This window comes from Geomonas paludis (assembly GCF_014193585.1).
In the GTDB taxonomy this organism is placed as follows: Bacteria; Desulfobacterota; Desulfuromonadia; order Geobacterales; family Geobacteraceae; genus Geomonas; species Geomonas paludis.
Genome location: NZ_BLXY01000012.1, coordinates 14,486 through 40,109, shown reverse-complemented (window position 1 = coordinate 40,109; position 25,624 = coordinate 14,486). Strand labels below are relative to the sequence as shown.

Below are 25,624 nucleotides of genomic sequence, written 5' to 3'. Positions count from 1 at the left end.
GCCAACTGTTGCACACTTTTCCCGATTCCTATACAATCCCACCTGACCTGCAATTTCATCCGGCTGTGCCAGCGAGGAACGATGTATCCTATTGTAACCATTACCGACCAATGCCGAAAATGCTACTCCTGCGTGCGCAGCTGCCCGGTCAAGGCGATCAAGGTGGAGAAGAGCTACACCGAGATCATCTTCGAGCGCTGCATCGGCTGCGGCAACTGCCTGAGCAACTGCCCCCAGCACGCCAAGGTCATCGCGGACAACGTGGTGGTGACCGAGGCGCTTCTTACCTCCGGTGACCCGGTCGTCGCCGTCCTGGGCTGCTCCTTCCCCGCCTTCTTCCACAACTGCTCTCCCGGCCAGCTCTCCGCAGGCCTGCGCCAGCTCGGTTTCGCCGAGGTGCACGAAGGGGCCCGCGGCGTGGAGCTGATCGCCGGCGAGTACAGAAACGCCATCGACAAGGCGGATTTGCCGCTCATCTCTTCCCACTGCCCGGCCGTGGTTGACCTGGTGGAGCGACACTACCCGCAGCTGATCGAGAACCTGGTCGGGGTGGTAACCCACATGGTCGCCATGGGGCGTTACCTGAAGCAGGTGCTGGGAGAGCAGGTCAAGGTGATCTACATCAGCTCCTGCATCGCCGGCAAGTTCGAGGTGCAGGCGGAACAGACCAAGGGGGCGGTGGACGTGCTGCTGACCTACCGGGAACTGGAATCGATCTTCAAGGAGCGCGGCATCGACCTCTCCTCCCTGCAGGAGGAGCCGTTCGACGGCAGGGCGCCGCACATGGGGCGGGTCTTCTCGCTCTCCCAGGGCTCCTTCCAGGCCTTCGGCATCAACCCCGACCCGCTCGATACCGAGATCGTCACCGCCGAGGGCGAAGTGAACGTGATGGGGATCATCAAGGACCTCGCCGCCGGGCGCATCAGTCCGAAGCTGGTGGATCTGCGTTTCTGCTACGACGGCTGCATCGGCGGCCCGGGGCGCAACAAGGAACTGACCGAGTTCTCCCGGCGCAACATGGTGATCAACCACTTCCGCGGCGAGACCCCGTACCGCGTGGCGCCGCACTACCAGAAGGATTGGGACATCAACCTTTCGCGCACCTTCTCGGACAAGTACGCGAAGCTCCCGACGCCCAAGGGGGGCGACGTCAAGAAGATCCTCCAGGCGACCAACAAGTTCACCCAGAAGGACGAACTCAACTGCCGCACCTGCGGCTACCGCACCTGCCGGGAGTACGCGGTCGCCGTCTTCCAGGGGCTTGCCGACCTGGAGATGTGCCTGCCGCACAACCTGCAGCAACTGGAAGAGGAGCGCGGGCGCCTGATCCAGAAGTACGAGCTGGCCAAGAGGGAGTTGGACCGCGAGTACGGCGACGAGTTCATAGTGGGGAGCGACGGCAATACGCTGGAGGCCCTGGACCAGATCAAGCAGGTCGGGCCGACGCCGACCACGGTGCTGATCCGCGGCGAGTCGGGTACCGGCAAGGAGCTGGCGGCGCGCGCCATCCACCGCTACAGCAAGCGAAACGACAAGCCGCTGGTAACGGTGAACTGCACCACCATCACGGACTCGCTGCTGGAGAGCGAACTGTTCGGCCACAAGAAGGGCTCCTTCACCGGCGCCATCACCGAGAAGAAGGGTCTTTTCGAGGCGGCCGACGGCGGCACCATCTTCCTGGACGAGATCGGCGATATCACCCCGAAGCTGCAGGCGGAGCTTCTGCGCGTACTCGACCTGGGCGAGGTGAGGCCGGTCGGCGGCACCGTGGCGCGCCGCGTCGACGTCCGTCTCATCGCGGCCACCAACAAGTCGCTGGAGGACGGCGTGCGCGACGGCTGGTTCCGCGAGGACCTCTACTACCGCCTCAACGTCTTTTCCATCACCATGCCGCCGCTTAGGGAGCGGGTGGAGTCGATCCCGCAGCTCGCGCACTACTTCCTGGAGAAGGCGCGCAACAAGCTGAACAAGCACATCGTGGGCATCGAGGAGCGCGCCATCAACGCCATGGTCAAGTACCCCTGGCCGGGCAACATCAGGGAGATGCAGAACGTCATCGAGCGCGCCGCGGTGCTCACCCACGACGACATCATCAAGCTGGGCAACCTGCCGCTGGCCTTCGCGGAAAGCTATGCCGACGAGGGGGAGGACGTCATCGACCTGCGCTCGTTCAAAAAGGAGCGCGAGCCGCACGTACTGCGGGTCGAGAAGAAGCTGATCCAGCGCTACCTGGCCGACGCCGGGGGCAATGTGTCAAAAGCGGCACAACTCGCCAACATCCCCAGAAGGACTTTTTATCGTCTTTTGGCCAAGCACGGGTTGAAAGGACGCACAATCCGCGCGCGCGAGGAAGATGATGAGTGATTTGCCACACGGACGGTAACGCCGGCGTGGCCAAAATGATACAAATGGGCACAATTACGCACCGTGTGCCAAAAGTGGCGCACTTTGTATACATCATTGGATTATAAATATCTAACGTAAAATTAAGGGTATACGTGAAAACAGTGGGTTACGCGGCAGGGCTGCTCTTTTTTGAGGTTGGCACGCATATAGCAATATTGTAGACATCGTGTCACCAATCTTGAGCAGTACAAGGAGAAGAAGCAGATGGGCAGAATGAGAGAGAACCCCAGGTACAATGTCATTTCCATGAGGATCAGCGACGCAGAGCGTGAGACCCTCGAAGCAATCATGGACTCCACCAAGAAAAGCGTTTCCGACATCATGAGGGAAGCGATGGAACTCGTGAAGGCCAGGAGCGTCGAGATGAACCAGAAGGCGGCCTAGGCCGCCTTGCAACACCCCGCCGAAACATAAAAAACGGCCGCGTTAAGCGGCCTTTTTTTATACCTGCAGTTCCCGGTTTCCCGGGTCCTTCCTGTTACATCATTTCACCTTCCAGGTGGTCCCCTGCGCGCTGTCCAGGAGCACGATGTTCTTCTCCAGGAGCAGGTCCCTGATCTCGTCGCTGCGTTTGAAGTTCTTGGCCTTGCGGGCCTCGGCGCGCTCGGCGATGAGCGCCTCGATCTCCTCGACCGGGATCTCCATCTCCGAGGTCTTGCGGTCCTTCATGCGCTGCAGGTATTCGGCGGGCACGGAATCGCACACGCCCAGCGTCGCGGCGATGCTGGCGATCTCCTGCTTCACCCGGCTAAGCAGCTCCAGCGGGGAGACCGGTAGGGCGCGGTTGATGCTACGCACCAGGTCGAAGACGTGCCCGAGCGCCATGGCGGTGTTGAAGTCGTCGTCCATGGCCTCGCTGAAGCGGGTCGCGATGCTGCGGCACTTCTCGTCCAGCTCGGCGCTCTCCTCGGTGGGGGCATGGTCGGTCCCGGCGGCCAGGCGCTCGTCGATGCCGGCCAGCGCGTTGTAGATCCTCTCCAGGCCGAGCTCGCTCTCCTTCAGGTTCTGGTCCGAGAAGTCGATCGGCGAGCGGTAGTGGGCCGAGAGCAGGAAGAAGCGGAGCACCTCGGCGTCGTAGCGCTCCAGCACTTCCTTGATGGTGAAGAAGTTACCGAGCGACTTGGACATCTTCTCGGAGTTGATGTTGACGAAGCCGTTGTGCAGCCAGTACTTGACGAAGGGCTTGCCCGACGCGGCCTCGGACTGGGCGATCTCATTCTCGTGGTGCGGGAAGATGAGGTCCTTGCCGCCGCCGTGGATGTCGAAGGTGTCCCCGAGGAACTTGGAGCTCATGGCGGAGCACTCGATGTGCCAGCCCGGCCGCCCCTGGCCCCACGGGGATTCCCAGTACGGCTCGCCCGGCTTGGCGCCCTTCCAGAGGGCGAAGTCCATCGGGTGCTCTTTCTTCTCGTCCACCTCGATGCGGGCGCCGGCCTGCATGTCCTCGAGGTTCCTCTTGGAGAGCTTCAGGTAACCCTCGAAGCGGTCCACGCGGAAGAAGACGTCCGAGCCGGAGGCGTAGGCGTATCCCTTCTCGATCAGCCGCTCAACCAGCGCGATGATCTCGGGGATGTGCTCGGTCGCCTTGGGCTGGAAGGTGGGGAGCTGCAGCATGAGCCGCGCCATGTCCTTGTCGAACTCGTGGATGAAGCGCTCGGAGATCTCGTTGTAGGGGACGCCGTCGCGGTTGGCGCGGTTGATGATCTTGTCGTCGATGTCGGTGTAGTTGCGGACGTAGGTGACGTCGAGCCCCTTGGCCTGCAGGTAGCGGTAGATCATGTCGAAGACGACGTTGGCGCGGGCGTGCCCGATGTGGCAGTGGTCGTAAACCGTTACGCCGCAGACATACATGCCGACTTTGCCCGGGTTGAGCGGTACGAATTCTTCCTTGCTGCCGGTAAGGGTGTTGTAGACGCGTAAAGCCATGTCAGATCCTCTTTCTATAAAGTTTTAGAAGTCCCCCTTTGCGAAGGGGGAGGGGGACTGGCTCCGCAAGGTGCCTGTCCCCTTGGGGGTTGGGTAAGCTGGCTGGGGCAGAATGGAGCGTTCCGCTAGAGGGACAGGCACCTGACGGAGCCAGTCCCTTACCCTGCCTTACTTCTTGCCGTCGTTCCAGGAGTCGCGCAGCGTGGCGGTCCGGTTGAAGACCAGCGCGCCGGGACGGGAATCCTTCATGTCGGGGCAGAAGTAGCCCAGGCGCTCGAACTGGAAACGGTCCTCCTGGGTTGCCGCGGCCAGCGAGGGCTCCAGCTTGCAGTCGGCGAGCACCTCTATAGAGTTCGGGTTGATGGAGGTGCGGTAATCCGGCTCGTTCTTGCCGCCCGGGTTGGGCGTGCTGAAGAGACGGTCGTAGAGGCGCACCTCGGCGTTCACGGCATGCTCCGCGCTGACCCAGTGGATGGTCCCCTTGATCTTGCGGCCGTCCGGGGCGCTGCCGCCGCGGGAGCCCGGATCGTAGCTGCAGCGCACCTCGATCACCTCGCCGTTGTCATCCTTCACCACCGACTCGCACTTCACGATGTAGGCGTAGCGCAGGCGCACTTCCTTGCCCGGCGCCATGCGGAAGAACCCCTTGGCCGGTTCCTCCTGGAAATCGTCGCGCTCGATGTACACCGTCTTGCCGAAGGGGACCATGCGGCTTCCCATCTCCGGGTTGTTGGGGTGGTTGGCGGCCTCGAACTCCTCGGTCTGCCCTTCCGGGTACCCCTCGATGACCACCTTGAGGGGGCGCAGCACCGCCATGGCGCGCGGGGCGCGCAGGTTCAGGTCCTCGCGCACCGCGTCCTCCAGGATGCTCATGTCGATCAGGCTGTCGCTCTTGCCCACGCCGATGGTCTCGCAGAAGGCGCGGATCGACTCGGGGGTGAAGCCGCGGCGACGGATCCCGACCAGGGTCGGCATGCGCGGGTCGTCCCAGCCGTCGACCAGTTTCTCCTGGACCAGTTCGAGGAGTTTGCGCTTGCTCATCACCGTGTAGTTCAGGTTCAGGCGCGCGAACTCGATCTGCCGCGGGTGGCAGGGGACCGGGAGCTGGTCCAGCACCCAGTCGTAGAGCGGGCGGTGGTCCTCGAACTCCAGGGTGCAGACGGAGTGGGTGATTCCCTCGATCGCGTCGGAGATGCAGTGCGCGTAGTCGTACATCGGGTAGATGCACCAGGCGTCGCCGGTGCGGTGGTGATCGACCTTCTTGATACGGTAGATGACCGGGTCGCGCAGGTTGATGTTGGGCGAGGCCATGTCGATCTTCAGGCGGAGCACCTGGCTGCCGTCCTCGAACTCTCCGGCCCGCATGCGAGCGAAAAGGTCGACGTTCTCGGCGACGCTGCGGTTACGGTACGGGCTCTCTTTGCCCGGCTCGCTCAGCGTGCCGCGCATGGCGCGGATCTCGTCGGCGGAGCTGCTGTCCACGTAGGCCAGCCCCTTCTCGATCAGGAGCACGGCGTAGTTGTAGAACTTCTCGAAGTAGTCCGAGGCGTAGTACATGTGCTGGCCCCACTCGAAGCCGAGCCACTTGACGTTCTCCTTGATGGAGTCCTCGTACTCGATGTCTTCCTTGGTGGGGTTGGTGTCGTCGAAGCGCAGGTGGCAGCGGCCGCCGAAGTCGCGGGCCAGGCCGAAGTTGAGGCAGATCGACTTGGCGTGGCCTATGTGCAGGTAGCCGTTGGGCTCGGGCGGGAAGCGGGTGACGATGGTCTGGTGCTTGCCGCTTTTCAGGTCGTCGGTGACGATGTTACGGATGAAGTTGGCCGCCTTTTCGACGACCGGGGTTTCTTCTGTAGTCATATCAAGTGTCCTGTCCGCCGCCGGGGTGGGGCCGGCGTGCGAGAGTGATTAATTAACAAATGGCAGCTGTGTTGCCTCCCTCTCCCTCTGGGAGAGGGTCGGGGTGAGGGGTGTCTCCTTGAGGATGGGGTCACGCTGTGGCAGCGCCCTCACCCGGCCTTCGGCCACCCTCTCCCGGGGGGCGAGGGTACAGGCTAAACCCGTTTCTTACTTCTTTGCCAACAGCGCCACCGAATAGGCGGCGATCCCTTCGCCCCGGCCGGCGAAGCCGAGCTCTTCGGTGGTGGTCGCCTTGACGTTGACCCGGTCCTCCTCGGTGCCCAGCGTCTCGGCGATGTTCTGCCTCATCTGCTGGATGAAGGGGGCGAGCTTGGGACGCTGGGCCACGATGGTGGCGTCGACGTTGCCGATCCGGTATCCCTTGCGCTCGGCGAGATCCATCACGTGGCGCAGGAGCTTCCGGCTGTCGGCCCCCTTGTAGGCGGGATCGGTGTCGGGGAAGTGCTTGCCGATGTCACCCTCGCCGATGGCGCCCAGGATGGCATCGGAGATGGCGTGCAGCAGCACGTCAGCGTCAGAATGCCCCAGGAGCCCCTTGACGTAGGGGACCTCGACCCCTCCCAGGATCAGTTTGCGCCCCTCCACAAGTCGGTGTACGTCGTAGCCGTGTCCGATGCGCATCATGTCAGTTCTTCTCCTTCAAAAACGCCTCGGCGAGGATCATGTCCTCGGGCGTGGTGATCTTTATGTTGCGGTAGTCGCCCTGCACCACCCGGACCGGCTGCCCCTGCCATTCCATGAGCGATGCGTCGTCGGTCCCCAGGAATCCTGCGGCGGCGGCCTGGTCGTGGGCGGCACGGATCAGGCCGTAGCGGAAACCCTGCGGCGTCTGGGCGAGCCAGAGCGTTTCCCGCGGCGGCGTGGCGGCTACCACCCCTTCACGCACCACCTTCACCGTGTCCTTCACCGGGACGGCGACCACGCAGGCGCCGGCCTCGCGGGCTGCCGCGACGGCATCTTCGAGCATCTGCACCGAGACGAAGGGGCGCACCCCGTCGTGGATCAGCACGATGTCTTCGGGCTCGATGTCGTCGATGGCGCGCAGACCGTTGTACACCGAGTGCTGCCGCTCGCTGCCGCCGGGCACGATGGCGCGCACCTTGGTGAAACCGTAGCGCTCGACCACCTCGCTGCGGCAGAACGGGATCTCCTGTTCCGGCGAGATGAGATAGATCGCGTCGATGCAGGCGGCTTCCTGGAAGGTCTGCACGGTGCGGGCGAGGATCGGCATGCCGTCCAGCATGAGGTACTGCTTGTTGGAGCCTGCCCCCATCCTCTTGCCCATGCCGGCGGCGGGGATGAGCGCGAATGTTCTGGCCAAAGTTACCTCGTTAAAAGCGGGCGCCCTGAGGGGGAAATCGCCGAATTATACAGTTTGGCTGTGAAAAAACCAGTTAAATATGACCAAAGTTGGCGCTGTCACTGGTGCGTCTACCCGATCTCGAATCAACGGCACGCCCTCACCCTGGCCCTCTCCCAGAGGGAGAGGGGATGTGGACGGAGGAGGCTTAGGCTGCCAGGGCGCTCAGGGCGGCGGCAAGGTCGTCGAGATCGGCGTCCTGCAGGGTCCTCGGGTCGAGCAGGAAGGCGTTCCTGTTGATGCGACCGATCACGGGGATCTCCATGCCGCGCAGCCTCGCCTCGATGTCGTTGGGGGTGAGCCCCTCCACCGCGACCTCGATCAGCATGGTGGGGAGGTTCAACAGCGGCAGCGTGCCACCGCCGGCCTGGGAGAATCCCTCGCTGAGTTTGAAGTTGACGGCGTCCGGCGTACGGTGACGCAGCCGGCCGGCGATCTTCTTGGCCCGGGCGGTGAGCTCGGGGAGGGTGGCGGTCAGCATGCGTAGCGTAGGCACTTCCTTGAGCGCGACCATCTCGTCGCGGTACAGGGCGAGCGTCGCCTCCAGGCTGGCCAGGGTCAGCTTGTCCATCCTGAGCGCGCGCAAAAGCTGGTGCTTCTTCATGGCCTCGATGAACGGCTTTTTGCCCACGATGATGCCGGCCTGCGGGCCGCCCAGGAGCTTGTCGCCGCTGAAGGTGATCACGTCGACCCCGGCGCGGACGAAGTCCTGGACGGTGGGCTCGGGGCAGGGGAGCCGGTTGGAGAGATCGACCAGGTTGCCGCTCCCCATGTCGGCCAGCACGGGCACGCCCGCCTGCCGGCCCAGTTCGACCATCTCCTCGGCGGTCACCTCCTTGGTGAAGCCGAGCACGGCGAAGTTGCTGCAGTGCACCTTGAGGAAAACGGCGGTGTTTTCGTTGACCGCGCCCAGGTAGTCCTTGGCATGGGTCCGGTTGGTGGTGCCGACCTCCTTCAGCGTCACGCCGGAAAGCTTCATGACCTCCGGGATCCGGAAGGAGCCGCCGATTTCCACCAGTTCGCCGCGCGACACCACGGCCTCGCGCCCCGCCGCCATGGCGCTCAGCGTGAGCAGCACGGCGGCGGCGTTGTTGTTGACCACGATGGCCGCTTCGGCGCCGGTCAGCTCGCACAGCAGTGCCTCGACGTGGCTGTAGCGGCTGCCGCGCACACCCTCGTCGAGGTTGAACTCGAGATTGGAATAGGAAAAGGCGATCGTGTTCAGCGCCTCGCGCGCCGCCTCGGGGAGAATGGAGCGTCCGAGGTTGGTGTGGATCACGATGCCGGAACCGTTGATGACCCGTTTCAGGCTGGGCTGGATCAGCAGCCGCAGCTCGCGCGCCACTTCGGCGCATACTGCGGCTTCGCCGAAGGCCGCATCGCTCAGGCCGCCGGCGCGGGCGCCGCTTCTGAGCCGGTCCAGTACCAGCCGCACCGCCTTGAGGACCAGCTCCCTCGGGTGGTTTGCGAGCAGTGCGCGCACCGCCTCCCATTCCAGTACCCGGTCCACTTTCGGGATCATTTTCAGCTGCTGCACGGCGCCTCCCTCTCCAATGAAATGGCAACGCGCTAATTTAGCGCAAAGCGAGCGATGAGGCAAAGAAAAACCACAGCTTGAGAAGTGGTGGAGAGAGGGGACGTGGCGGAAGGGACAGGCTCCGTAAGGTGCCTGTCCCTCTAGCGGAACGCCCCATTCCGCTTAGCCCCACTTACCCAAGCCCTAAGGGGCAGGCACCTGAAGCTCTAAGGGGACAGGCACCTGGCGGAGCCAGTCCCCCTCCTGCGGTGGAGCTTTTCCTGGTTCCCAAGCTCCAGCTTGGGAACCCTATATGGCGGAAAGCTCCAGCTTTGCATCCGAGGGAAGTTGGAGCTTCCGAGAGGCTTTGCGTTCCCAAGGTGGACCTTGGGAACGAGATCAAAGCCCTAAGGGGACAGGCACCTGGCGGAGCCAGTCCCCTCCCGCGGGGGACTTTACTGGCGAAAGACCGTCATGGATTACAGTGGACGGTGGAGCTTGAATAGGTCATGGGTGAGCGGGTAGCGTGGTTGGCAGGAACAAGAGGAGGGGGGCGGACGAAATGATAGGGCGGCGTGGCAATGCCGGGCACGTGCGCCGGCACCGCAAACCTGAGAAAAGACAGGCCCCGCGCCTGTGGTCCAAACGGGGACCTTCTTGAAGTTTTAGAGATCGAGCCCTTTGCTGGTCCAGGCTTCTGCGGCTGCGGTGTCTTCCTCGATGAGGACCTTGCCGCCGTACTCGGCGTTTTTCTGCACCAGCATCTCTGCCATCACCGGATCGCGCTTGCGGAAGGCTTCGATGATCTTCTCGTGCTCCTCCACCGAGAGCTGCATCCGACCCGGCTTCATCAGCGAAGCCAGGCGCAGGCGCTGGAATTTCTTGAGCAACTGGGCGATCATGTCGTGCAGTTTCTCGTTGCCGGCGCCCTTGATGAAGAGGTCGTGGAAGCTGTTGTGCACCTTGAAGAAGTGGCGCACGTCCCCTTCCGCGGCGATCTCGCGCAACTTCTCGTTGATCGCTTCCAGCTTGTTGATTTCCCTGGTGCTGAGCAGGCTGCACGCCTTGCGGGCGGCGTAGCCTTCGAGGATGCTCTTGATGGCGTAGAACTCTTCGACATCCTTGGCGGAAAAGCTGGCGACCAGCGCTCCCTTGCGCGGTATGACGGAGAGATACCCTTCCGATTCCAACTGGCGGAACGCTTCCCGGATCGGGGTGCGGCTGATGCCGAAGCGGGCTGCGAGTTCGGGCTCAGCTACCTTTTCTCCCGGCTTGAGGGCTCCCGACATGATGGCGTCGCGGATGGTCTCAAGTATCCGTTCTCTAAGGGTAAGGTGCTTCTCAACGTTCTTCTTCATGCGGCCCCCTTCAATGATCGCCGTATTGTATACAGTATCCAAAGATTGTCAAGAACTTCCCTCTTCAGAATTGTGGGGTTGCACATGAAAAAGCTTGTAATCTCCCGACTCGCTCTGTATGTTGCGACGCTGAGGGAGTTTAGCTATGGACCCGGTACGCCATTTCAAGATCTCAATTTGTGTGCTGCTGCTACTGCTCACCGTCGGGACCTGCGGCTACATGACGCTGGAGGGGTGGAGCCTGCTCGACGCCCTGTACATGACGGTGATCACCCTGGGCACGGTCGGTTTCCGCGAGGTCCACGACCTGAGCCACGTCGGCAAGGTCTTCACCATGATGCTGATCTTCTTCGGGGTGGGCGTCATCGGTTACATCGTCGGCAGCCTGGCCCAGATCATGTTCGAGGGGCAGTTTCAGCGCATCATCGGGAGGAAAAAGGTGGAAAAGGCGATTGCCGCCCTGGACGGGCACTACATCATCTGCGGTTTCGGGCGCATCGGCTCGCTGATCTGCAAGGAGTTCTCGGCCAAGCCGCTCCCCTTCGTGGTGGTTGAGAAGGACGTCGAGATGATCGCCCAGATGGAGCAGGACGGTCACGGCTACCTGTTCCTGCCCGGCGACGCCACCATCGACGACGTGCTGCTGAGGGCGGGCATCAAGAAGGCCAAGGGGCTGATCTCGGTGGTCACCTCCGACACCGAGAACGTCTATATCACCCTGACGGCGCGGGGGCTGAACCCCGACCTCTTCATCCTGGCCCGCGCCGGCGAGGAGGGGAGCGAGATCAAGCTGAAGCGGGCCGGCGCCAACAAGGTCGTTTCGCCCTACCTGATCGGCGGCTCGCGCATGGCCCAGGCGATCCTGCGCCCCACCGTGGTCGATTTCATCGAGATCGCCACCGGCCGCGAGCACATGGAGCTGCAGATGGAGGAGATCCTGATCCCTCCCCATTCCGGCTTCATCGGCGAGACGCTGGCCAGCTCCGGCTTCCGCAAGGAAACCGGGGTCATCATCGTCGGGGTCAAGAAGCAGACCGGCAAAATGGTCTTCAACCCCGAGTCCCACACCAAGATCGAGGCGCACGACACGCTGATCGTGCTGGGAGAACCGGCGGCGATCCAGAAGCTGGACCAGCTGGTCCGCTGCGACAGCTGCGCCGAGGAATTGATCAAAAAACACAGGAAAAAAGATGAGTAAACGAGTCTTCGTCCACGTCCCGTACAGCCAGATCGGCGAGCATCTCCCCTTCATCCTGGAGCGCAAGCTGAACCCGGAGATCTACCTCTCCGCGGACGCGCTCGACGCGGCCACTCCGGCGCAGTTGGCAGAAACCGCGCGGGCGTTGGCCGGGGAGGGGCTTTCCTGCACCATCCACGCGCCGTTCATGGACCTGAACCCTGGCTCGTTGGAGCGGATGCTGCGCGACGCGACCATGCACCGCTTCGGCCAGGTGCTGGACGCCGCCGCAGTGCTGCGCCCGGAGGTGATGGTGTTTCACCCGGGTTTCGACCGTTGGCGTTACGGGGAGGCGCAGGGGCAGTGGCTCGAATTGAGCGTCGCCGCCTGGCGGGAGGTGTTGCGGCGCACCAGGGAGATCGGCACCGTGGTCGCGGTGGAAAACATTTTCGAGGAGGAGCCGTCGACCCTGAAGGCGCTCTTCGAGGCGGTGCAGGATCCTTCCTTCGGGCACTGCTTCGACGTGGGACACTGGAATCTTTTCAAGCGGGTGGGGATGGAGGAGTGGTTCGAGGCGCTGGGGTCGTGGATCAGGGAGGTGCACATCCATGACAACAGCGGCACCAGGGACGACCATGCACCCCCGGGCGAAGGCGCCATCGACTTCGGGTTGTTCTTCAAACTGATGGAGCGGTACGCGCCGGACGCCGCCTACACCATCGAATCCCACAGCACGCCGCACCTGGAGAGCTCGCTGCAGGTCCTGGCACCTTACCTGGGCTAGCGGCGCGACTTCCGGGAGCGCTTCAGCGCCGAGGCGAGGTAGCCGACCACGCAGACGTTGACCAGGAACACGGCAGCACGGGCCCAGTCCGGTTTGCGAAAGATCTCGTAGACTTCGACGGGGAGGTAGATCGCTCCCGAGAGGAAGCCGAACCACTCCGCCCATCTTTTCTCATGCCACAGGCCGTAGGCTTCCACCAGGCGCACCGCCGCGAAGGCCAGTGCGGAAGCCGCGAGCATCCAGAGCTGCAGGTCGGTAACGCGGTTAGCGGCGTCGATAAAGATGCCCGGGTAATGGCGCGCCGGGTTCATGTGCAGCACCAGCACCAGGCGCACCGCGATGTCGTGCAGGTTCTTGTGCACCAGTGTCAGCACACCGCACCCTGCCAGCAGCACCACCACTCCCTTCAGGGCCTCGAAGACCGCAACCACGCGCAACCCGCGCCCTTTCGCAGTTCTCGCCTTTGCCATCCGCTGTTCTCCCGTTAGCCCAGCGTTGTCCGGACCTTAACATTGATCGAGATCGACCCGCGTTTGCAGCTCCCCCCCCCGCGAGGGGAGGGGCAGGGGGGGTGACCTTGCCATGACCGCAAATGTGGCACCTACCCCCACCCCCTACCCCCCTCCCGCGAGGGGAGGGGGGACTTTTTAACCGCGAAAGATGAAGAAGACGGCCCCCGCCATGCAGACGCCCGCCCACAGGTAGTCCAGCTTGAGCGGCTGCCCCATGTAGAAGACCGCGAAGGGAACGAAGACGGAAAGGGTGATCACTTCCTGCATGATCTTTAATTGTCCCAGGCTAAAGGTTCCGAACCCGGCGCGGTTGGCGGGCACCTGGAGCATGTACTCGAAGAGGGCGATGCCCCAACTGGCCAGGATGGCGACGTAGACCGGCGCGCTGCGCAGGTCCTTGAGGTGGGCGTACCAGGCGAAGGTCATGAAGACGTTGGACAGGATCAACAATACGATGGTTCTCATAGCGGTTCCGAGTAAAGATTTTGCCCCGTTAGGCCGGGGTGACGGGTCCCGCGCCGGTGGGGGGGGCTAAGGCTCGCACACCGGCGGCGCAAGCCGCGACGGGCAAGGATAACACGATAACTGCGTCCGGCGCAAAGGTTGTGGCGGCATAAAAGGGCGGCAAGACATGAGCGGCGCCATTATTTGTCTGTGGTAATTAACAAAAACATTACTTGTTTATCTTCCTGAAGTTTCAATTGTTTACATCACAAAAATGCTGTAGTATGCAGCCGTTTTGGCCGTTCCTGCTACTGTCGTTCTGTCAACCGCGAAATGATTCGGTGTACTCAGGCGATGCCTTGGAGTGCAATTGACAGTGGTGCGTCGGCCGTTATTTGTACGCTGAGTTTTGCGCCGGAGGCGCCTGAAAGTGTCCGGTGTTATTTTCTGCGAAGGGACGGAACTATGAAGATTGAGAAACAGGAAGCTTATTTGAAGGAATGGCAGGGCCACGAGGAACTTGCCGAGCGCATGCTCCCGATCATCGGCCATCTTTACCGCGACAACAACATCGTCACCACGGTGTACGGTCGCTCCCTGGTAAACAGCCCGACCATCGAGATCCTCAAGGCGCATCGTTTCGCCCGTCTGATCCTCGACGGCGAACTGACCGTCCAGGAGACGTTCCCGATCCTGGAGGCCCTCGCCAAGCTGGACCTGGCGCCGGCCCGTATCGACCTCGGCAGGCTCGCCGTCCGCTATGACGCGGTCAAGGACCAGGTCTCCATCGACGACTTCGTTGCCAGCGAGCTCGCTTCGGTCAACACCGGCCGCACCTCGCTGCTCGACGAGCCGCAGGACATCGTGCTCTACGGTTTCGGCCGCATCGGCCGCCTGCTCGCCCGCATCCTGGTCGAGAAGTCCGGCAGCGGCGAGAAGCTCCGCCTGCGCGCCGCCGTGGTGCGCAAGGCCGGACCGGATGACCTGGTCAAGAGGGCCAGCCTTTTGCGCCGCGACTCGGTGCACGGGCCCTTCAACGGCATCATCACCATCGACGAGGAAGAGAACGCGATCATCGCCAACGGCAACATGATCCGCATCATCTACTCGGACGCCCCCGAAAACGTCGACTACACCCAGTACGGCATCAACAACGCCATCGTCATCGACAACACCGGCAAGTGGCGCGACCGCGAAGGGCTGGGCCGTCACCTGAAGGCGCCCGGCGTCTCCCAGGTGCTCCTTACCGCTCCGGGCAAGGGTGACATCCCCAACGTCGTCGCCGGCATCAACAACGAACTGATCGTGCCGCAAGAGACCATCTTCTCGGCCGCGAGCTGCACCACCAACGCCATCGTGCCGGTGTTGAAAGTGGTGAGCGACAAGTTCGGCATCGTGAGCGGCCACGTCGAGACCTGCCACTCCTACACCAACGACCAGAACCTGATCGACAACTACCACAAGGCGGACCGCCGCGGGCGGAGCGCCCCGCTCAACATGGTCATCACCGAGACCGGCGCCGCCAAGGCCGTGGCCAAGGTGCTTCCGGAACTGACCGGCAAGCTGACCGGCAACGCCATCCGCGTGCCGACCCCGAACGTTTCGCTGGCGATCCTCAACCTGCAGCTCGGCACCGAGACCGACGTGGAGACGCTGAACGCCCACCTGCGCGCGATCTCGCTCGATTCGCCGCTGCAGAACCAGATCGACTACACCAACTCGCCGGACGTCGTCTCCAGCGACTTCGTCGGTTCGCGCCACGCCGGCGTGGTCGACTCCCTGGCCACCATCGTCCAGGGGAACCGCTGCGTGCTCTACGTCTGGTACGACAACGAGTTCGGCTACAGCTGCCAGGTCGTGCGCATGGTCCAGAAGATGGCGGGCTTGGAACTTCCGGCGCTGCCGGCCTAGTTCGGCGCAGGCAAAACTTGCTAGACAGGAAAAGGGGCACCCATGCCGGGTGCCCCTTTTCGCGTTTCACCCTCTCCTTGCCCACGGCGGCGAAGCAGGGTAAAGTTCACGCTGCACAGGAAGGGGGCACATGAGAGAGGTCGGCGGCAGAGACTTAATCCCGGAGGGACCGGTCAGGATCCTGGCGTATATCGGCGCCGGGCTCCTGGGCGTGTGTCTGCTCGCCTTCATCCTGCTGCAGATCTACCTCGCCACGCCGCTCCCCGCCCGGCAGATCTCCCACCTGGTCACCTCGACGCTGAATCAGCAATTCACCGTGCAGCGCGTCTCGCTTTCGGGCCGGACGCTGGTGCTGGGCGGGGTCAGACTGATGAACCCGAAAGGGTTTGCCGGCCCCGACCTGGTCGCGGCGGAGACCGTGGCGGTCAGGCCACAATGGCTCGGGCTTTTGCGGGGCAAGCGGCGCTTCGACCTCATCGCCGTCGACGGCGGCAGCATCAACCTCCAGAAAAACGGCGCCGGCGCCTGGAACTTCAGCGACCTGCAGCGCAGGCTGGCCGCCAGGAAGCCGGCGAAGCCCGCGCCCGAGACGGTGATCGGTAAACTCGTGGTGCGTAAGGGGGCGCTGACGGTGCAGGGGGAGGGGGTGCGTGGGGTCGACGTCAAACTCTACAACCTGACCAGCGGCGGTTCGCGCAACGCGCAGGTGGAGCTTGCCTTCGAGGATGCCGGACACAACCGTTACCAGCTGCAAGGCACCGCACGGCCGGGCGACCAGGCTGCGGTGGACCTGACATTGAGTGCACCGATCCTGTCGCTGCGCAAGGTCGCGACGCTGCTGAAGCTCAAGAACCCGCAGCCGCTGGAAAAGGCGGTCGGCTCCCTGACCGTCAACGCGGTGCTGGCCAAGGGGGAGTTGCGCAGTTCGGGCTCCTTCCGGTTCAGGGACGTCCTGCTGCCGGCGGCCCGGGGCAGCTACCCCATCGCTGGAACGCTGCAGTTCAACGGTTCATACACACTTGCCGAGGACCGGGTCGATCTCAACGACGCGACGCTGGCGATCGAGAAGGTGGCGCAACTGCACGCCGAGGGGAGCCTGACCGGGGTGAGCAAGGAGCGGCGCTATGCCCTCCTGTTCGGGGTGGACCAGGTCGATCTGGCCCTGCTCAACGTGCTTCTGAACGAGGAGGCCCGGCGCGGTCTGCTGCTGGCGGGGAAGCTGCGCTGCGAGTCCCTGAGGTTGGAAGGTACCGGTACCGGCGGGGTGGAGAGCGCCGCCGGTCTCCTGCTGCTCCAGGATGGTTCGCTGACAAGGAAGGGGGAACTGCTGGTCACGGGGCTTTCCGGGAAGGCGGCACTGTCGCGCAAGGGACAGGGCGTCGCCGCCGTCGGCACTCTCTCTGCCACTCCAGGGGCGGGCGGGGCGATCATCGAGACCCTGCACCTCCCCTTCGATGTGACCCTCTCTTCTCATTTGAAACCGGTGACGATGGAAAGCCGAGGCTTCGGCTTCCGCGTCTTCGGCGTCCCCGCCGAGGGGGATCTGTCATACGATCTGCAGCGCCCCGAGCCGCTGTCGGCCACGCTCAGGCTCGCGCAGGCGAAGCTCTCCGCCCTGAACCCGTTCCTGAAACGCTACGACCTGCAGGCCACCGCCGGCACCGGGTCGGGCACGGTGACGTTGACGGGAAAAGGGGCGCAGGACCTGAAGCTCTCGGGACGCATCGGGCTGGCCGGTTTCGCTGGAATGCGGGGCAAGGAGCCGGTGGCCGTCAAGGACGGGGCGGTCAGCATAGGCCTGCGCCAGCAGGGGGGACACCGGCAGGCTGCCGGCCAGGCACAGCTGGCAGGGGTGACCGTGGGCTCGCAGCACGGCGACGCCCGTTTCGGCTACCGGGTCGAGGACGACAAGGTCACCCTGGACGGGGTTCAGGCCCGGCTGGGAACAACGAGGCTGGTCGCCAACCGGGTCGCCGGCCGATTGCCCCCTCCGGGAACCCCGGCAGGGCAGACTCCGCTCTTTCTTGAGCTGGAGGGGGGCGCGTTGCGCCAGGGCGACCTGGAGCTTGCCGGTCTGTCGGGGCGGGTTCAAGGCAGGCTGGTCACGGCAGGGACGGAGAAATGGCTGGAGGGATCCGCCGACCTTTCCTCCCCTGCCGTCACCATGAACAGCAAACAGCTAGGGGGCGCGGTGCTGCAGGCGAGCTTCGCCAAGGCGGGGGGGCGCGCGCAGTTGAACGGCACTTTGCTGGGTGGGAAGCTGGCCGCCGAGGCGACCTTCCGTCCCTTTGCTGCCGAGTCCGGCGTCGCTTTCAAGGCCTCGCTACAGGACGGCAGCGCGACCCAGGCTGCATCCCTGCTGCCGCGGTCCGCCACCGTCCGCCCCACCGGCGGCCACTTCGACCTGCGCGCTTCCGGCACCTACTCCGGAAAGAAGGGGCTGGAGTGCCGCTTCGATACCAAGGGGCGCGGGCTGGCCCTGGCCAAGGGCGGCAAGAACGCTCTCACCGGCGCCTCCCTGTTCCTGTCCGGGAGCTATGCGGGAGGGAACCTCGCCATCGGCGAAGGGCTCTTTTCGCCGGGCAAAGGGGTTGCCCTGCGGGCGCGGGGGCAGGTGGCCGCCGCCTTCACCCCCAAGCGTCGCGGGACCATCAGCATTGCGCTCCCCGACACCCGGGTCGAGGAGCTGATCGATGCGACCGCCAACCTGCTCCCCCCGGCGCTCCAGGAGGCGACGCTGAAAGGCGCGCTCGCCGCAAACGCAACGCTCGAGTTACGGGACGGGCGGCAGTTCCTGGAAGGGGGCATCGACCTGCGGGGGGGGAGTATCGAGTCGCCCCCCCAGAAGCTGACGGTTGCCGACATCAACGGCAGGATCCCGGTCTCCCTCGACCTCTCCGGCAAGAGCGCACCCCAGCCCAAAGAGAGCAGGGAGTTCAGCAGGGCGAACTACCAGCGTGTGCTCGGCGAGTTGCGGGCTCTCCCGTCCGCTGGCGAACAGCTGACGGTGGGGAAAACGGTTTTCGGCACCCTGGAACTCGGCAAGCTCACCCTGCAGCTGCGCGCCGCACAGGGACTCATGGAGATCGCCCCCCTGCGGACAACTCTGTACGATGGGGTCATGCTCGGGACGGGGTACCTGGCGGTCAGGGAAAAGATGACCTATCGCGCCGATCTGCTGGTGAACGGCGTTAGCCTGAAGCGGCTCTGCCGCAGCATTCCCAGCGTGCAAGGGTACATCTCGGGGCGGGTGGATGGCGTCATCAGCGTCAGGGGGATGGGAGGCGGCGTCGCGGGGATGACCGGCTTTATCGATCTCTGGGCCCGCGAAGGGGGAGGGGAGAAGATGCTGGTCAGCAAGGAGTTTCTGCAGCGCCTGGCCAAGCAGAAGCTCAGTGGCTTTTTCCTGAGCCGGGACCGCGACTACGACGAGGCGGAGATCAAGGCGACCCTGCAGGAGGGGGACCTGACCTTCAATACGCTGAAGATCGTCAATACCAACTTCTTCGGGGTGAAGGACCTGAACGTGAACATAGCGCCGACCCAGAACCGGATCGCCCTGGACCACCTGCTGGAGTCGATCAAGGAGGCGGCCGTGCGCGGTACGCCCGCGACCGGAGAGGCCCCCGCCGAGAAGACGCCGGCGAAACCGGAGCCGGTGCCGGAGTTCAAGTGGGAAGAGTGATGCTGCTGTGTTATATTCGTGAAGTGCCATATCCAGGAGTAGAAAAACGTCGAGACGGGGGTGTCCCATGAAAACGAGACTGATCAAGTTGCTGCTGGTCCTTGCCTGTTGCTCCCTTGCCGCCTGCGCGGTCATTACGGTCAACGTCTACTTCCCCGAGAAAGCCGCCAAGGAGGCGTACAAGTCGCTGGACGACATGCTCCTGAAGAGCGGTGATAAACCGGCCACCCCCGCGCCGCCCCCGGGCCTGCCGCCGGCCGCGCCCCGGGACAAACCGCAGAGTCGCCTTTTTGACGGCCTGCCGCAGTTCTCGTTGGTGGCCGAGGCCTATGCCGCGGATACCGATGCCGACGCGGAGGCCCTGGCGGTCGAGCTCTCCAGCATGCCGGAGGTCCTGAAGGCCTACGACGAGATGAGCAAGCGGCTCCCCAGGCTGAACGCCCTCTTTGCCAGCGGGGCAGTCGGGCTCTCGAAGCAGGCGCTGGTGGTGGTTCCCCCTTCCGCCAAGGGGAAGCTTGCCCCGCAGGATGAGGCGCTGGTGGCCGCGGAAAACCAGAGCCGCAAGACGGTAGTCATGAGCATGGCCAAGGCCATCCTCAAGTTGCAGAAGCAAAAAGAGAGCAAGGAGGCGCTGAACCTGGTCATGGGTAAAGCGGCTGCCACCTACGCCGAGACCAAGCGGGAAGCGGCCCAGCCGGGGTGGTGGATGCAACTGCCGAACGACCGGTGGGTGCAGAAGTAACAAGTGGAAATATCGGCAAAAACGGCCGCGGGGCTGATGTTCCGCGGCCGTTTCTTTTTATGGGCGCTATAGGGGGTAATCTCCCTCTCCCTCCGGGAGAGGGCCGGGGTGAGGGCCTAGCCACGAGAGAATGACGCAGTCCGCAGCGCCCTCACCCGGCCTGCGGCCACCCTCTCCCAAGGAGAGAGGGGGAGAGGGGGGAGGTTGAACAGGATTGATGACACAGCGGCAGCGGGATTTTGACACCCTGTGCAAACTTTGAACTGCTGCTCAAGACGTGAAAGTGGCTGTTCTCGCGTGGTTTTTGCCGGGTTGAGGGCGCCCGGAGCGGCTTTGCTGTTCAGCCGGTTGATCCGGAGCAGGTGGCGGTGATTGACCTCGAAATGCTAAAAATACCTTGCCAAACAGGGGGTTGAGAAATTTTTCGAGCGCCCAATGAATTTGGCACCGCTCTTGTAATAATGAAAGACAAAGCGGCACAGCAGATGCCGCTTGCCAGAAAACCCAACTTTTGCGCCGATGATGGATCCTCCTTTTCCTCTCGGCGCTTTTTTTTGTTCCGGTCAAGCCAGCAGCAGCCTCCCCAGCGACGCCTTCGCCGCCGAGCCGGAGACATCGGGCATGATCTCAAGTTCCAGCATGGTCACGCCGTCGAGGTCCACCTGGTACTCCTCCTGCTCGGTGGTGGTGCCGGGAGGGGAGAAGGTGAACTGCTGGCGCACGATCTCCCGGAAGTGGTGGCCGTGGTGCTGCGCGTAACGCAGTACGAATTCCTGGGTCCGCGCCACTTCCTCTTCGTTGATCAGCAGGTAGATCCGCTTCACCTTTTGCGGAGCGTCGAACATCAGGCGGATCACCTGCGGCCCCGGCTCTGCCGCCCGCCATCCCGGGGCTCCCGCCGGCTGCAGGGCGGCCTCGATGGGCTGGGTCGGGTCTTCCGACGATATTTCCACCCGGGCGATGCTGTCCAGGTCCAGCCACTCGGCACCTTGGTCGTGGTGCTGCTGAAATTGGCTCTTCGTTACGGTTTTGCGCATCTCGTTCTCCTGTTCCGCCGCTGCGGCGCCCTCACCGGCTGATCCGGCGCGGGGGGTAGTGGTGCGTCTTCAAAGCAGTAACGCGGCAACCCACCAGACGATCAACGCCGCTTCCAGTACGGCGTCCAGCAGGTATACCGGTGCAATGACCTTGCGGGAGGCGTAAATGACATCGGCGGCGGCGAGGGCGGCGGCACTTCCTACCGCCAGCAGCACCAGCGCCTGTGTCACCTGGTCGGCGAGACCGGCCACGAGGAGGGCCGCACCGGTCACGCCCAGGACCGCCCCGACCGTCTTCACCAGCCACAGGTCCGTTTTGGGGCCGGTGATCATCATGAAGGTCCTGATGCTGAAGATAGGCCACAGGCCCGTTGTCAGGAAGTAGGCGCCCTGCACCGAGGCGACGGTCGTTTCCATGGCTCCTCCGGTGGGCTAGATCTGGCCGTGATCGGCAAAGCTGTAGTACTCGTTCTCGCCTATCACGATGTGATCGAGCACCCTGATCCCCATGATCTGTCCGGCCTCGCACAGAAGACGCGTGACGGCAAGGTCTTCGGGGCTGGGAGTGGGGTCGCCGCTTGGGTGGTTGTGCAACAGGATCATGGCCGCCGCCGACTGGCGCACCGCCGCGTTGAAGACCTCGCGTGGGTGCACGATGCTCTGGTTCAGCGATCCTTCGGAGATGAGGGCGCGGCTGATGATCCGGTTCTTGCCATCCAAAAGCAGCGCCACGAACTGCTCGGTGTGCCGGTCCCGGTATTCGTGGTTCAGGTGTTCGAATACCTGCGCCGCCGAGGTGAAACGCTCGAACGACTCGATGGGGCGCCGCTCCTTCTCGCGGATGCGCCGGGACAGGTCGAGCGCGGCCAGGATGCAGGTCGCCTTGGCGGGCCCGATTCCCTTGACCCGCTGGATCTCCGGCAACGAGGCGTCGGCCAGCCCCCGCAGGGACTTGAACTGAAGGATCAGCTCACGGCCCAGGTCCAGCGCGCTGCGGCCGCTGGCGGCATCGCCGCTGCCGAGGATGAGGGCCAGCAGTTCCGCTTCGGAAAGCGCCGATGGGCCACGTTGCATCATCTTCTCACGGGGACGTTCCGCTTCGGGCCAGCACTTTATTCCGCCGTTCATGAAACCGCTCCTGTGGTGGAGTCCCGGGCTGAAAAAAATTAAAGCTTAATAATACACAAGGGCGGCGGCTTCGCCAGACCGAAAGCGGCGAGGGAAGTAAACAGCATCCGCCTAATTAGTTTGAACGAATTACTTATTTCATGGTTTTATATTTGCCGGGGATATGTTATATCTCCACAGTTTGCAACTAGATACCGGCCCACGGCCGGGACTTTGGAGGGACTAATGTTTGGGTTGATGCCAAAAGAGGAAAAGTTTTTCGCCATGTTCAGGGAAATGTCCCACAACATCATCGAGGGGGCCCAGCTCCTGAAGGACATGCTGGACAACTTTGACGATCCTGTGGCCAGCCAGCGCAAGATCAAGGACGTCGAGCACAAGGGCGACACCATCACCCACGATATCATCAAGAAGCTGAACAAGAGCTTCATCACCCCCTTCGATCGTGAGGACATCTACGCCCTTTCCGCGGCACTGGACGACATCCTCGACCTGATCGACGCTTCCGCGCAGCGCTTCGTCATGTACAACGTGCAGAAGCCGACGCCGGAGTCCAAGGAGCTGGCCTTCCTGATCCTCAAGGCCTGCCAGACCATCGACAAGACCGTCGCCGTCCTGGGCGGCAAGCTTGAGCCGATCAGCGCCTACTGCATCGAGGTGAACGCCCTCGAAAACGAGGCGGACCGCGTCTGCCGCGAGGCGATTAGCCGTCTCTTCGCCGAGGAGAAGGACCCGATCCAGCTCATCAAGTGGAAAGAGATCTACGAGACACTCGAGACCGCAACCGACAAGTGCGAGGATGCCGCGAACATCCTGGAAAGCGTGGTGGTAAAAAATGCCTGAGGTCACACTGGTCCTGCTGGTGGCCGTCATCGGCGCGGCCCTGTTGTTCGACTACATCAACGGCTTCCACGATACCGCGAATGCCATTGCCACCTGCGTCTCCACCCGCGCACTCACCGTCAAGACGGCGATCTTCATGGCTGCGGGGCTGAACTTCCTTGGTGCGATGATCTCCACCAAGGTCGCGGCGACCATCGGCAAGGGAATCGTCGACGCCAACAACATCACGCAGATGGTGGTGCTGGCCGGCATCCTGGGTGCCATTATCTGGAACCTGATCACCTGGTACTACGGCCTCCCTTCCTCCTCATCGCACGCCATCATCGGCGGCCTGGTGGGGTCGGTGGTGGCCCACGCCGGCAGCGGAGCGCTGCACTGGGCCGGTCTCAAGAAGATCATCACCGTGCTGGTCATCTCTCCGGTCGTCGGCGCCTTCTTCGGCTTCATGTTCATGGTCGCCATGATGTGGGCCTTCAGGAACAAGGCGCCTTACAACCTGAACAAGGTGTTCCGCAAGCTGCAGATCCTGTCCGCAGCGGTGATGGCCTTCTCCCACGGCACCGCCGACGCCCAAAAGTCGATGGGTGTCATCACCATGGCCCTGGTCAGCTACGGCTCCATCACGACCTTCGACGTCCCCAACTGGGTCAAGCTCTCCTGCGCCATCGCCATGGGCCTGGGCACCGCCGCGGGCGGCTGGAGGATCATCAAGACCGTCGGCCACGACTTCGTGAAACTGCAGCCGGTGCACGGCTTCTGCGTTGAAACCGCTTCGGCGGGCGTCATCCTGGGCGCTTCGGCCATGGGCCTGCCCACCAGTACCACCCACGTGATCACCTCTTCCATCCTCGGGGTCGGCCTGACCAAGAGGATCTCTGCGGTCAACTGGGCAGTCGCCTACCGCATCGTCACGGCGTGGGTAATCACCATCCCGGCTTCGGGCTTCGTCGGTTTTGTCAGCTACATCGTGTTGTCGCCATTCCTGGGCAAGTAACGGGGGGGGACATCGGGAATAGGTCGGGGGCGGTCTGCGGACTGTCCCCGATTTTTTTTGGGGGGGGATTACTCCAGCTCTTCGCCCACCTCGGTCATCTCCTTGGTCAGTTCGGCCTGGGCTGCGTCCCTGGCGCGGAAGCGGATGACGAGGTAGTAGCAGAGGAAGTAGGCGATGACGGCGGCGAAGAAGCCGAGGATGGAGGAACCGAGGATCAGGGACTTGGCGTAGCGCTCAAGGTTGTGCCACTCGAGCCCCGCCGCGACCGGGAGGTCCTTGATGGGACGACCGCGCAGGAAGGCGCCCAGCTTGTAGCTGATCCCCAGGATGGGGACCACGGTGATAGGGGTGTTGACCCAGGCGCCGGTGATGCAGGTCAGTTTGTTGAGTCTCAGGAGAAAGGCGGCGACGATGGCCAGAGGGGTGTGCAGACCGAAGAACGGGGTGAAGCTGATGAAGACGCCGACGGCGAATCCGGCGGCGATGTGCCCGGGATGGCTGTCCAGCGACAGGATGCCGTAGATCCTTTTTTTCCAGAGCTCTTTGTTCAGCAACAGTCACCTCGAAGTGGGCCCCCAGTCTAAAGTCCGCACTGGCCTTTGTCAATGAGTTTGACGGCTGCGGCCTTTTAAGAAAATTGCCACAGGTGGGGAAACGTGTTAGTATCCTTGCCTTTACTAAACAAATAGACGGAATCCGTTATGCGTAAGGAACTGCTCAAAAAGGTAAAGAGAATCGTGGTGAAGATCGGCTCCGGCGTCTTGACCTGCGAGGACAACGGCATCGATCCCGCTTTCCTGGACGGGCTCGCCTCGCAGATCGCGGGGCTGCGCGCCAAGGGGATCGAGGTGGTCGTGGTCTCCTCCGGTGCCGTGGCGGCGGGGCGCCCGGCGCTCGGCCTGCCGGACCGGCCCAGGACCCTGCCGCAGAAGCAGGCAGCGGCCGCCATCGGCCAGTCGCGCCTGATGCGCGCCTACGAGGAGGCCTTCTCCGGCTACGACTTGAAGGTCGCCCAGATCCTTTTGACCCGCGACGACCTTGCCAACCGGCGCCGTTTCCAGAACGCGCGCGGTACGCTGGACACCCTGCTTTCCTGCGGCATCGTCCCGGTCATCAACGAGAACGACACCGTGGTGGTGGACGAACTGAAGTTCGGCGACAACGACAACCTCTCCGCACTGGTCACCAACCTGGTCGAGGCGCAGCTCCTCTTGATCATGACCGACATCGATGGTCTCTACACCGCCGACCCGCGCACCGACCCGGGCGCCACCCTGATTCACCAGGTGGGCGCGGTGACCCGCGAGATGGAGCGCGGCGCGGGGGGGAGCGGCACCAACGTCGGCACCGGAGGCATGGCGACCAAACTGGCCGCCGCCAAGAAGGTGGTGAAGTCAGGCGTCGCCGCCATCATCTTCGCCGGCAAGGGGGACGGCAACCTGGCCCGGGTCATGAACGGCGAACTGCTGGGAACCCTGTTCCTGCCCGCCGGCGAGTCGCTGAACCGGCGCAAGCACTGGATCGCTTTCACCATCAAGCCGGCCGGAAGCCTCGTGGTCGACGCCGGCGCCAGGGGCGCGCTGGCCACCCACGGCAAGAGCCTGCTCCCGTCGGGGATCGCGAAGGTCGAGGGGCGCTTCGATCGCGGCGCCTGCGTCAGGGTCGTGGACCCGGACGGTGTCGAGTTCGCGCGCGGCATCGTGGACTACTCCAGCCAGGAGATCGAGAAGATCAGCCGCCACAAGAGCAACGAGATCGAGCAGATTCTCGGCTTCCGCTACGGCGACGACGTCATCCACCGGGACAATCTGGTTCTGCTATAAAACGAGACTAAAACAAGACGTTTAACAGGGATAAAGGGGATACAGGGGATAAAACCTTGAA

22 protein-coding genes are annotated in these 25,624 nt (G+C 63.3%); 10 read left to right on the top strand and 12 right to left on the bottom strand.

All coding sequences use genetic code 11. The features are described from left to right. Window positions 1-81 precede the first annotated feature (81 nt). Window positions 82-2,364, top strand: a complete 2,283-nt coding sequence (locus H7687_RS18385) for a sigma 54-interacting transcriptional regulator (RefSeq protein WP_183350106.1) — start codon at window positions 82-84, stop codon at window positions 2,362-2,364. Window positions 2,365-2,610: 246 nt separating this feature from the next. Then, window positions 2,611-2,790 (top strand): ribbon-helix-helix protein, CopG family, encoded by a 180-nt coding sequence (locus tag H7687_RS18380; RefSeq protein ID WP_183350105.1) that lies wholly within the window; start codon window positions 2,611-2,613, stop codon window positions 2,788-2,790. A gap of 99 nt (window positions 2,791-2,889) precedes the next feature. Here the strand turns inward: H7687_RS18380 and cysS are convergent, their stop codons facing one another. The 6 genes from cysS to H7687_RS18350 all read right to left on the bottom strand — a co-directional run bounded on the left by cysS (window position 2,890) and on the right by H7687_RS18350 (window position 10,483). Further along, window positions 2,890-4,332 carry a cysteine--tRNA ligase gene (gene cysS / locus H7687_RS18375; protein ID WP_183350104.1) on the bottom strand — a complete coding sequence of 481 codons (1,443 nt, stop codon included), beginning with the start codon at window positions 4,330-4,332 and terminating at the stop codon, window positions 2,890-2,892. Window positions 4,333-4,500: 168 nt separating this feature from the next. Beyond that, complete coding sequence (locus H7687_RS18370) at window positions 4,501-6,189, bottom strand: glutamine--tRNA ligase/YqeY domain fusion protein (protein WP_183350103.1); 1,689 nt, start codon at window positions 6,187-6,189, stop codon at window positions 4,501-4,503. A 207-nt stretch (window positions 6,190-6,396) separates the two neighbouring features. Then, window positions 6,397-6,870, bottom strand: a complete 474-nt coding sequence (gene ispF, locus H7687_RS18365) for a 2-C-methyl-D-erythritol 2,4-cyclodiphosphate synthase (protein WP_183350240.1) — start codon at window positions 6,868-6,870, stop codon at window positions 6,397-6,399. 4 nt (window positions 6,871-6,874) lie between these two features. Continuing rightward, window positions 6,875-7,570: a 2-C-methyl-D-erythritol 4-phosphate cytidylyltransferase gene (gene ispD, locus H7687_RS18360; RefSeq protein WP_183350102.1), complete on the bottom strand. Its 696-nt coding sequence runs from the start codon at window positions 7,568-7,570 to the stop codon at window positions 6,875-6,877. A gap of 187 nt (window positions 7,571-7,757) precedes the next feature. Beyond that, the gene (gene selA, locus H7687_RS18355) at window positions 7,758-9,131 is read right to left on the bottom strand and encodes an L-seryl-tRNA(Sec) selenium transferase (RefSeq protein ID WP_183350238.1); all 1,374 of its coding nucleotides are present in this window, start codon (window positions 9,129-9,131) and stop codon (window positions 7,758-7,760) included. A gap of 659 nt (window positions 9,132-9,790) precedes the next feature. Further along, a complete protein-coding gene (locus tag H7687_RS18350) occupies window positions 9,791-10,483 on the bottom strand; it encodes a GntR family transcriptional regulator (protein ID WP_183350101.1) in 693 nt (230 codons plus the stop codon). 145 nt (window positions 10,484-10,628) lie between these two features. On the opposite strand from H7687_RS18350, the gene H7687_RS18345 reads away from it, so the two are divergent. After that, the gene (locus tag H7687_RS18345; protein ID WP_183350100.1) at window positions 10,629-11,681 is read left to right on the top strand and encodes a potassium channel family protein; all 1,053 of its coding nucleotides are present in this window, start codon (window positions 10,629-10,631) and stop codon (window positions 11,679-11,681) included. Beyond that, complete coding sequence (locus tag H7687_RS18340) at window positions 11,674-12,444, top strand: sugar phosphate isomerase/epimerase family protein (RefSeq protein WP_183350099.1); 771 nt, start codon at window positions 11,674-11,676, stop codon at window positions 12,442-12,444. Before H7687_RS18345 ends, H7687_RS18340 begins: the two co-directional genes overlap by 8 nt. On the opposite strand, the gene H7687_RS18335 is transcribed toward H7687_RS18340, so the two are convergent. Then, on the bottom strand, window positions 12,441-12,914 hold the full coding sequence (locus H7687_RS18335; RefSeq protein ID WP_183350098.1) for a DUF2127 domain-containing protein: 474 nt from the start codon (window positions 12,912-12,914) through the stop codon (window positions 12,441-12,443). The genes H7687_RS18340 and H7687_RS18335 overlap by 4 nt on opposite strands. Before the next feature lie 177 nt (window positions 12,915-13,091). Continuing rightward, window positions 13,092-13,421: a DMT family protein gene (locus tag H7687_RS18330; protein WP_183350097.1), complete on the bottom strand. Its 330-nt coding sequence runs from the start codon at window positions 13,419-13,421 to the stop codon at window positions 13,092-13,094. Window positions 13,422-13,865: 444 nt separating this feature from the next. Between H7687_RS18330 and H7687_RS18325 the strand changes: the two genes are divergently transcribed. From H7687_RS18325 to H7687_RS18315, 3 genes are all read left to right on the top strand, one after another. Next, entirely contained in the window at window positions 13,866-15,311 is a 1,446-nt protein-coding gene (locus H7687_RS18325; RefSeq protein ID WP_183350096.1) for a glyceraldehyde-3-phosphate dehydrogenase, read from the top strand. Window positions 15,312-15,441: 130 nt separating this feature from the next. Continuing rightward, window positions 15,442-18,996 (top strand): AsmA family protein, encoded by a 3,555-nt coding sequence (locus H7687_RS18320; protein ID WP_183350094.1) that lies wholly within the window; start codon window positions 15,442-15,444, stop codon window positions 18,994-18,996. A gap of 67 nt (window positions 18,997-19,063) precedes the next feature. Continuing rightward, complete coding sequence (locus H7687_RS18315) at window positions 19,064-19,738, top strand: DUF1318 domain-containing protein (RefSeq protein WP_183350093.1); 675 nt, start codon at window positions 19,064-19,066, stop codon at window positions 19,736-19,738. Window positions 19,739-20,301: 563 nt separating this feature from the next. On the opposite strand, the gene H7687_RS18310 is transcribed toward H7687_RS18315, so the two are convergent. The 3 genes from H7687_RS18310 to radC form a co-directional block, all read right to left on the bottom strand. After that, window positions 20,302-20,775 (bottom strand): hypothetical protein, encoded by a 474-nt coding sequence (locus H7687_RS18310; RefSeq protein WP_183350092.1) that lies wholly within the window; start codon window positions 20,773-20,775, stop codon window positions 20,302-20,304. Between the two features lie 69 nt (window positions 20,776-20,844). Further along, window positions 20,845-21,192 carry a hypothetical protein gene (locus tag H7687_RS18305; RefSeq protein WP_183350091.1) on the bottom strand — a complete coding sequence of 116 codons (348 nt, stop codon included), beginning with the start codon at window positions 21,190-21,192 and terminating at the stop codon, window positions 20,845-20,847. A gap of 15 nt (window positions 21,193-21,207) precedes the next feature. Next, complete coding sequence (gene radC, locus H7687_RS18300; RefSeq protein WP_183350090.1) at window positions 21,208-21,903, bottom strand: RadC family protein; 696 nt, start codon at window positions 21,901-21,903, stop codon at window positions 21,208-21,210. Between the two features lie 225 nt (window positions 21,904-22,128). On the opposite strand from radC, the gene H7687_RS18295 reads away from it, so the two are divergent. Next, the gene (locus H7687_RS18295; RefSeq protein ID WP_183350089.1) at window positions 22,129-22,746 is read left to right on the top strand and encodes a DUF47 domain-containing protein; all 618 of its coding nucleotides are present in this window, start codon (window positions 22,129-22,131) and stop codon (window positions 22,744-22,746) included. After that, window positions 22,739-23,740, top strand: coding sequence for an inorganic phosphate transporter (locus H7687_RS18290; protein ID WP_183350087.1), 1,002 nt, complete (start codon window positions 22,739-22,741; stop codon window positions 23,738-23,740). Before H7687_RS18295 ends, H7687_RS18290 begins: the two co-directional genes overlap by 8 nt. Window positions 23,741-23,808: 68 nt before the next feature. Here the strand turns inward: H7687_RS18290 and H7687_RS18285 are convergent, their stop codons facing one another. Further along, the gene (locus H7687_RS18285; RefSeq protein WP_183350086.1) at window positions 23,809-24,294 is read right to left on the bottom strand and encodes a DUF2062 domain-containing protein; all 486 of its coding nucleotides are present in this window, start codon (window positions 24,292-24,294) and stop codon (window positions 23,809-23,811) included. 147 nt (window positions 24,295-24,441) lie between these two features. Between H7687_RS18285 and proB the strand changes: the two genes are divergently transcribed. Then, window positions 24,442-25,563 carry a glutamate 5-kinase gene (gene proB / locus H7687_RS18280; RefSeq protein WP_183350084.1) on the top strand — a complete coding sequence of 374 codons (1,122 nt, stop codon included), beginning with the start codon at window positions 24,442-24,444 and terminating at the stop codon, window positions 25,561-25,563. Window positions 25,564-25,624 lie beyond the last annotated feature (61 nt).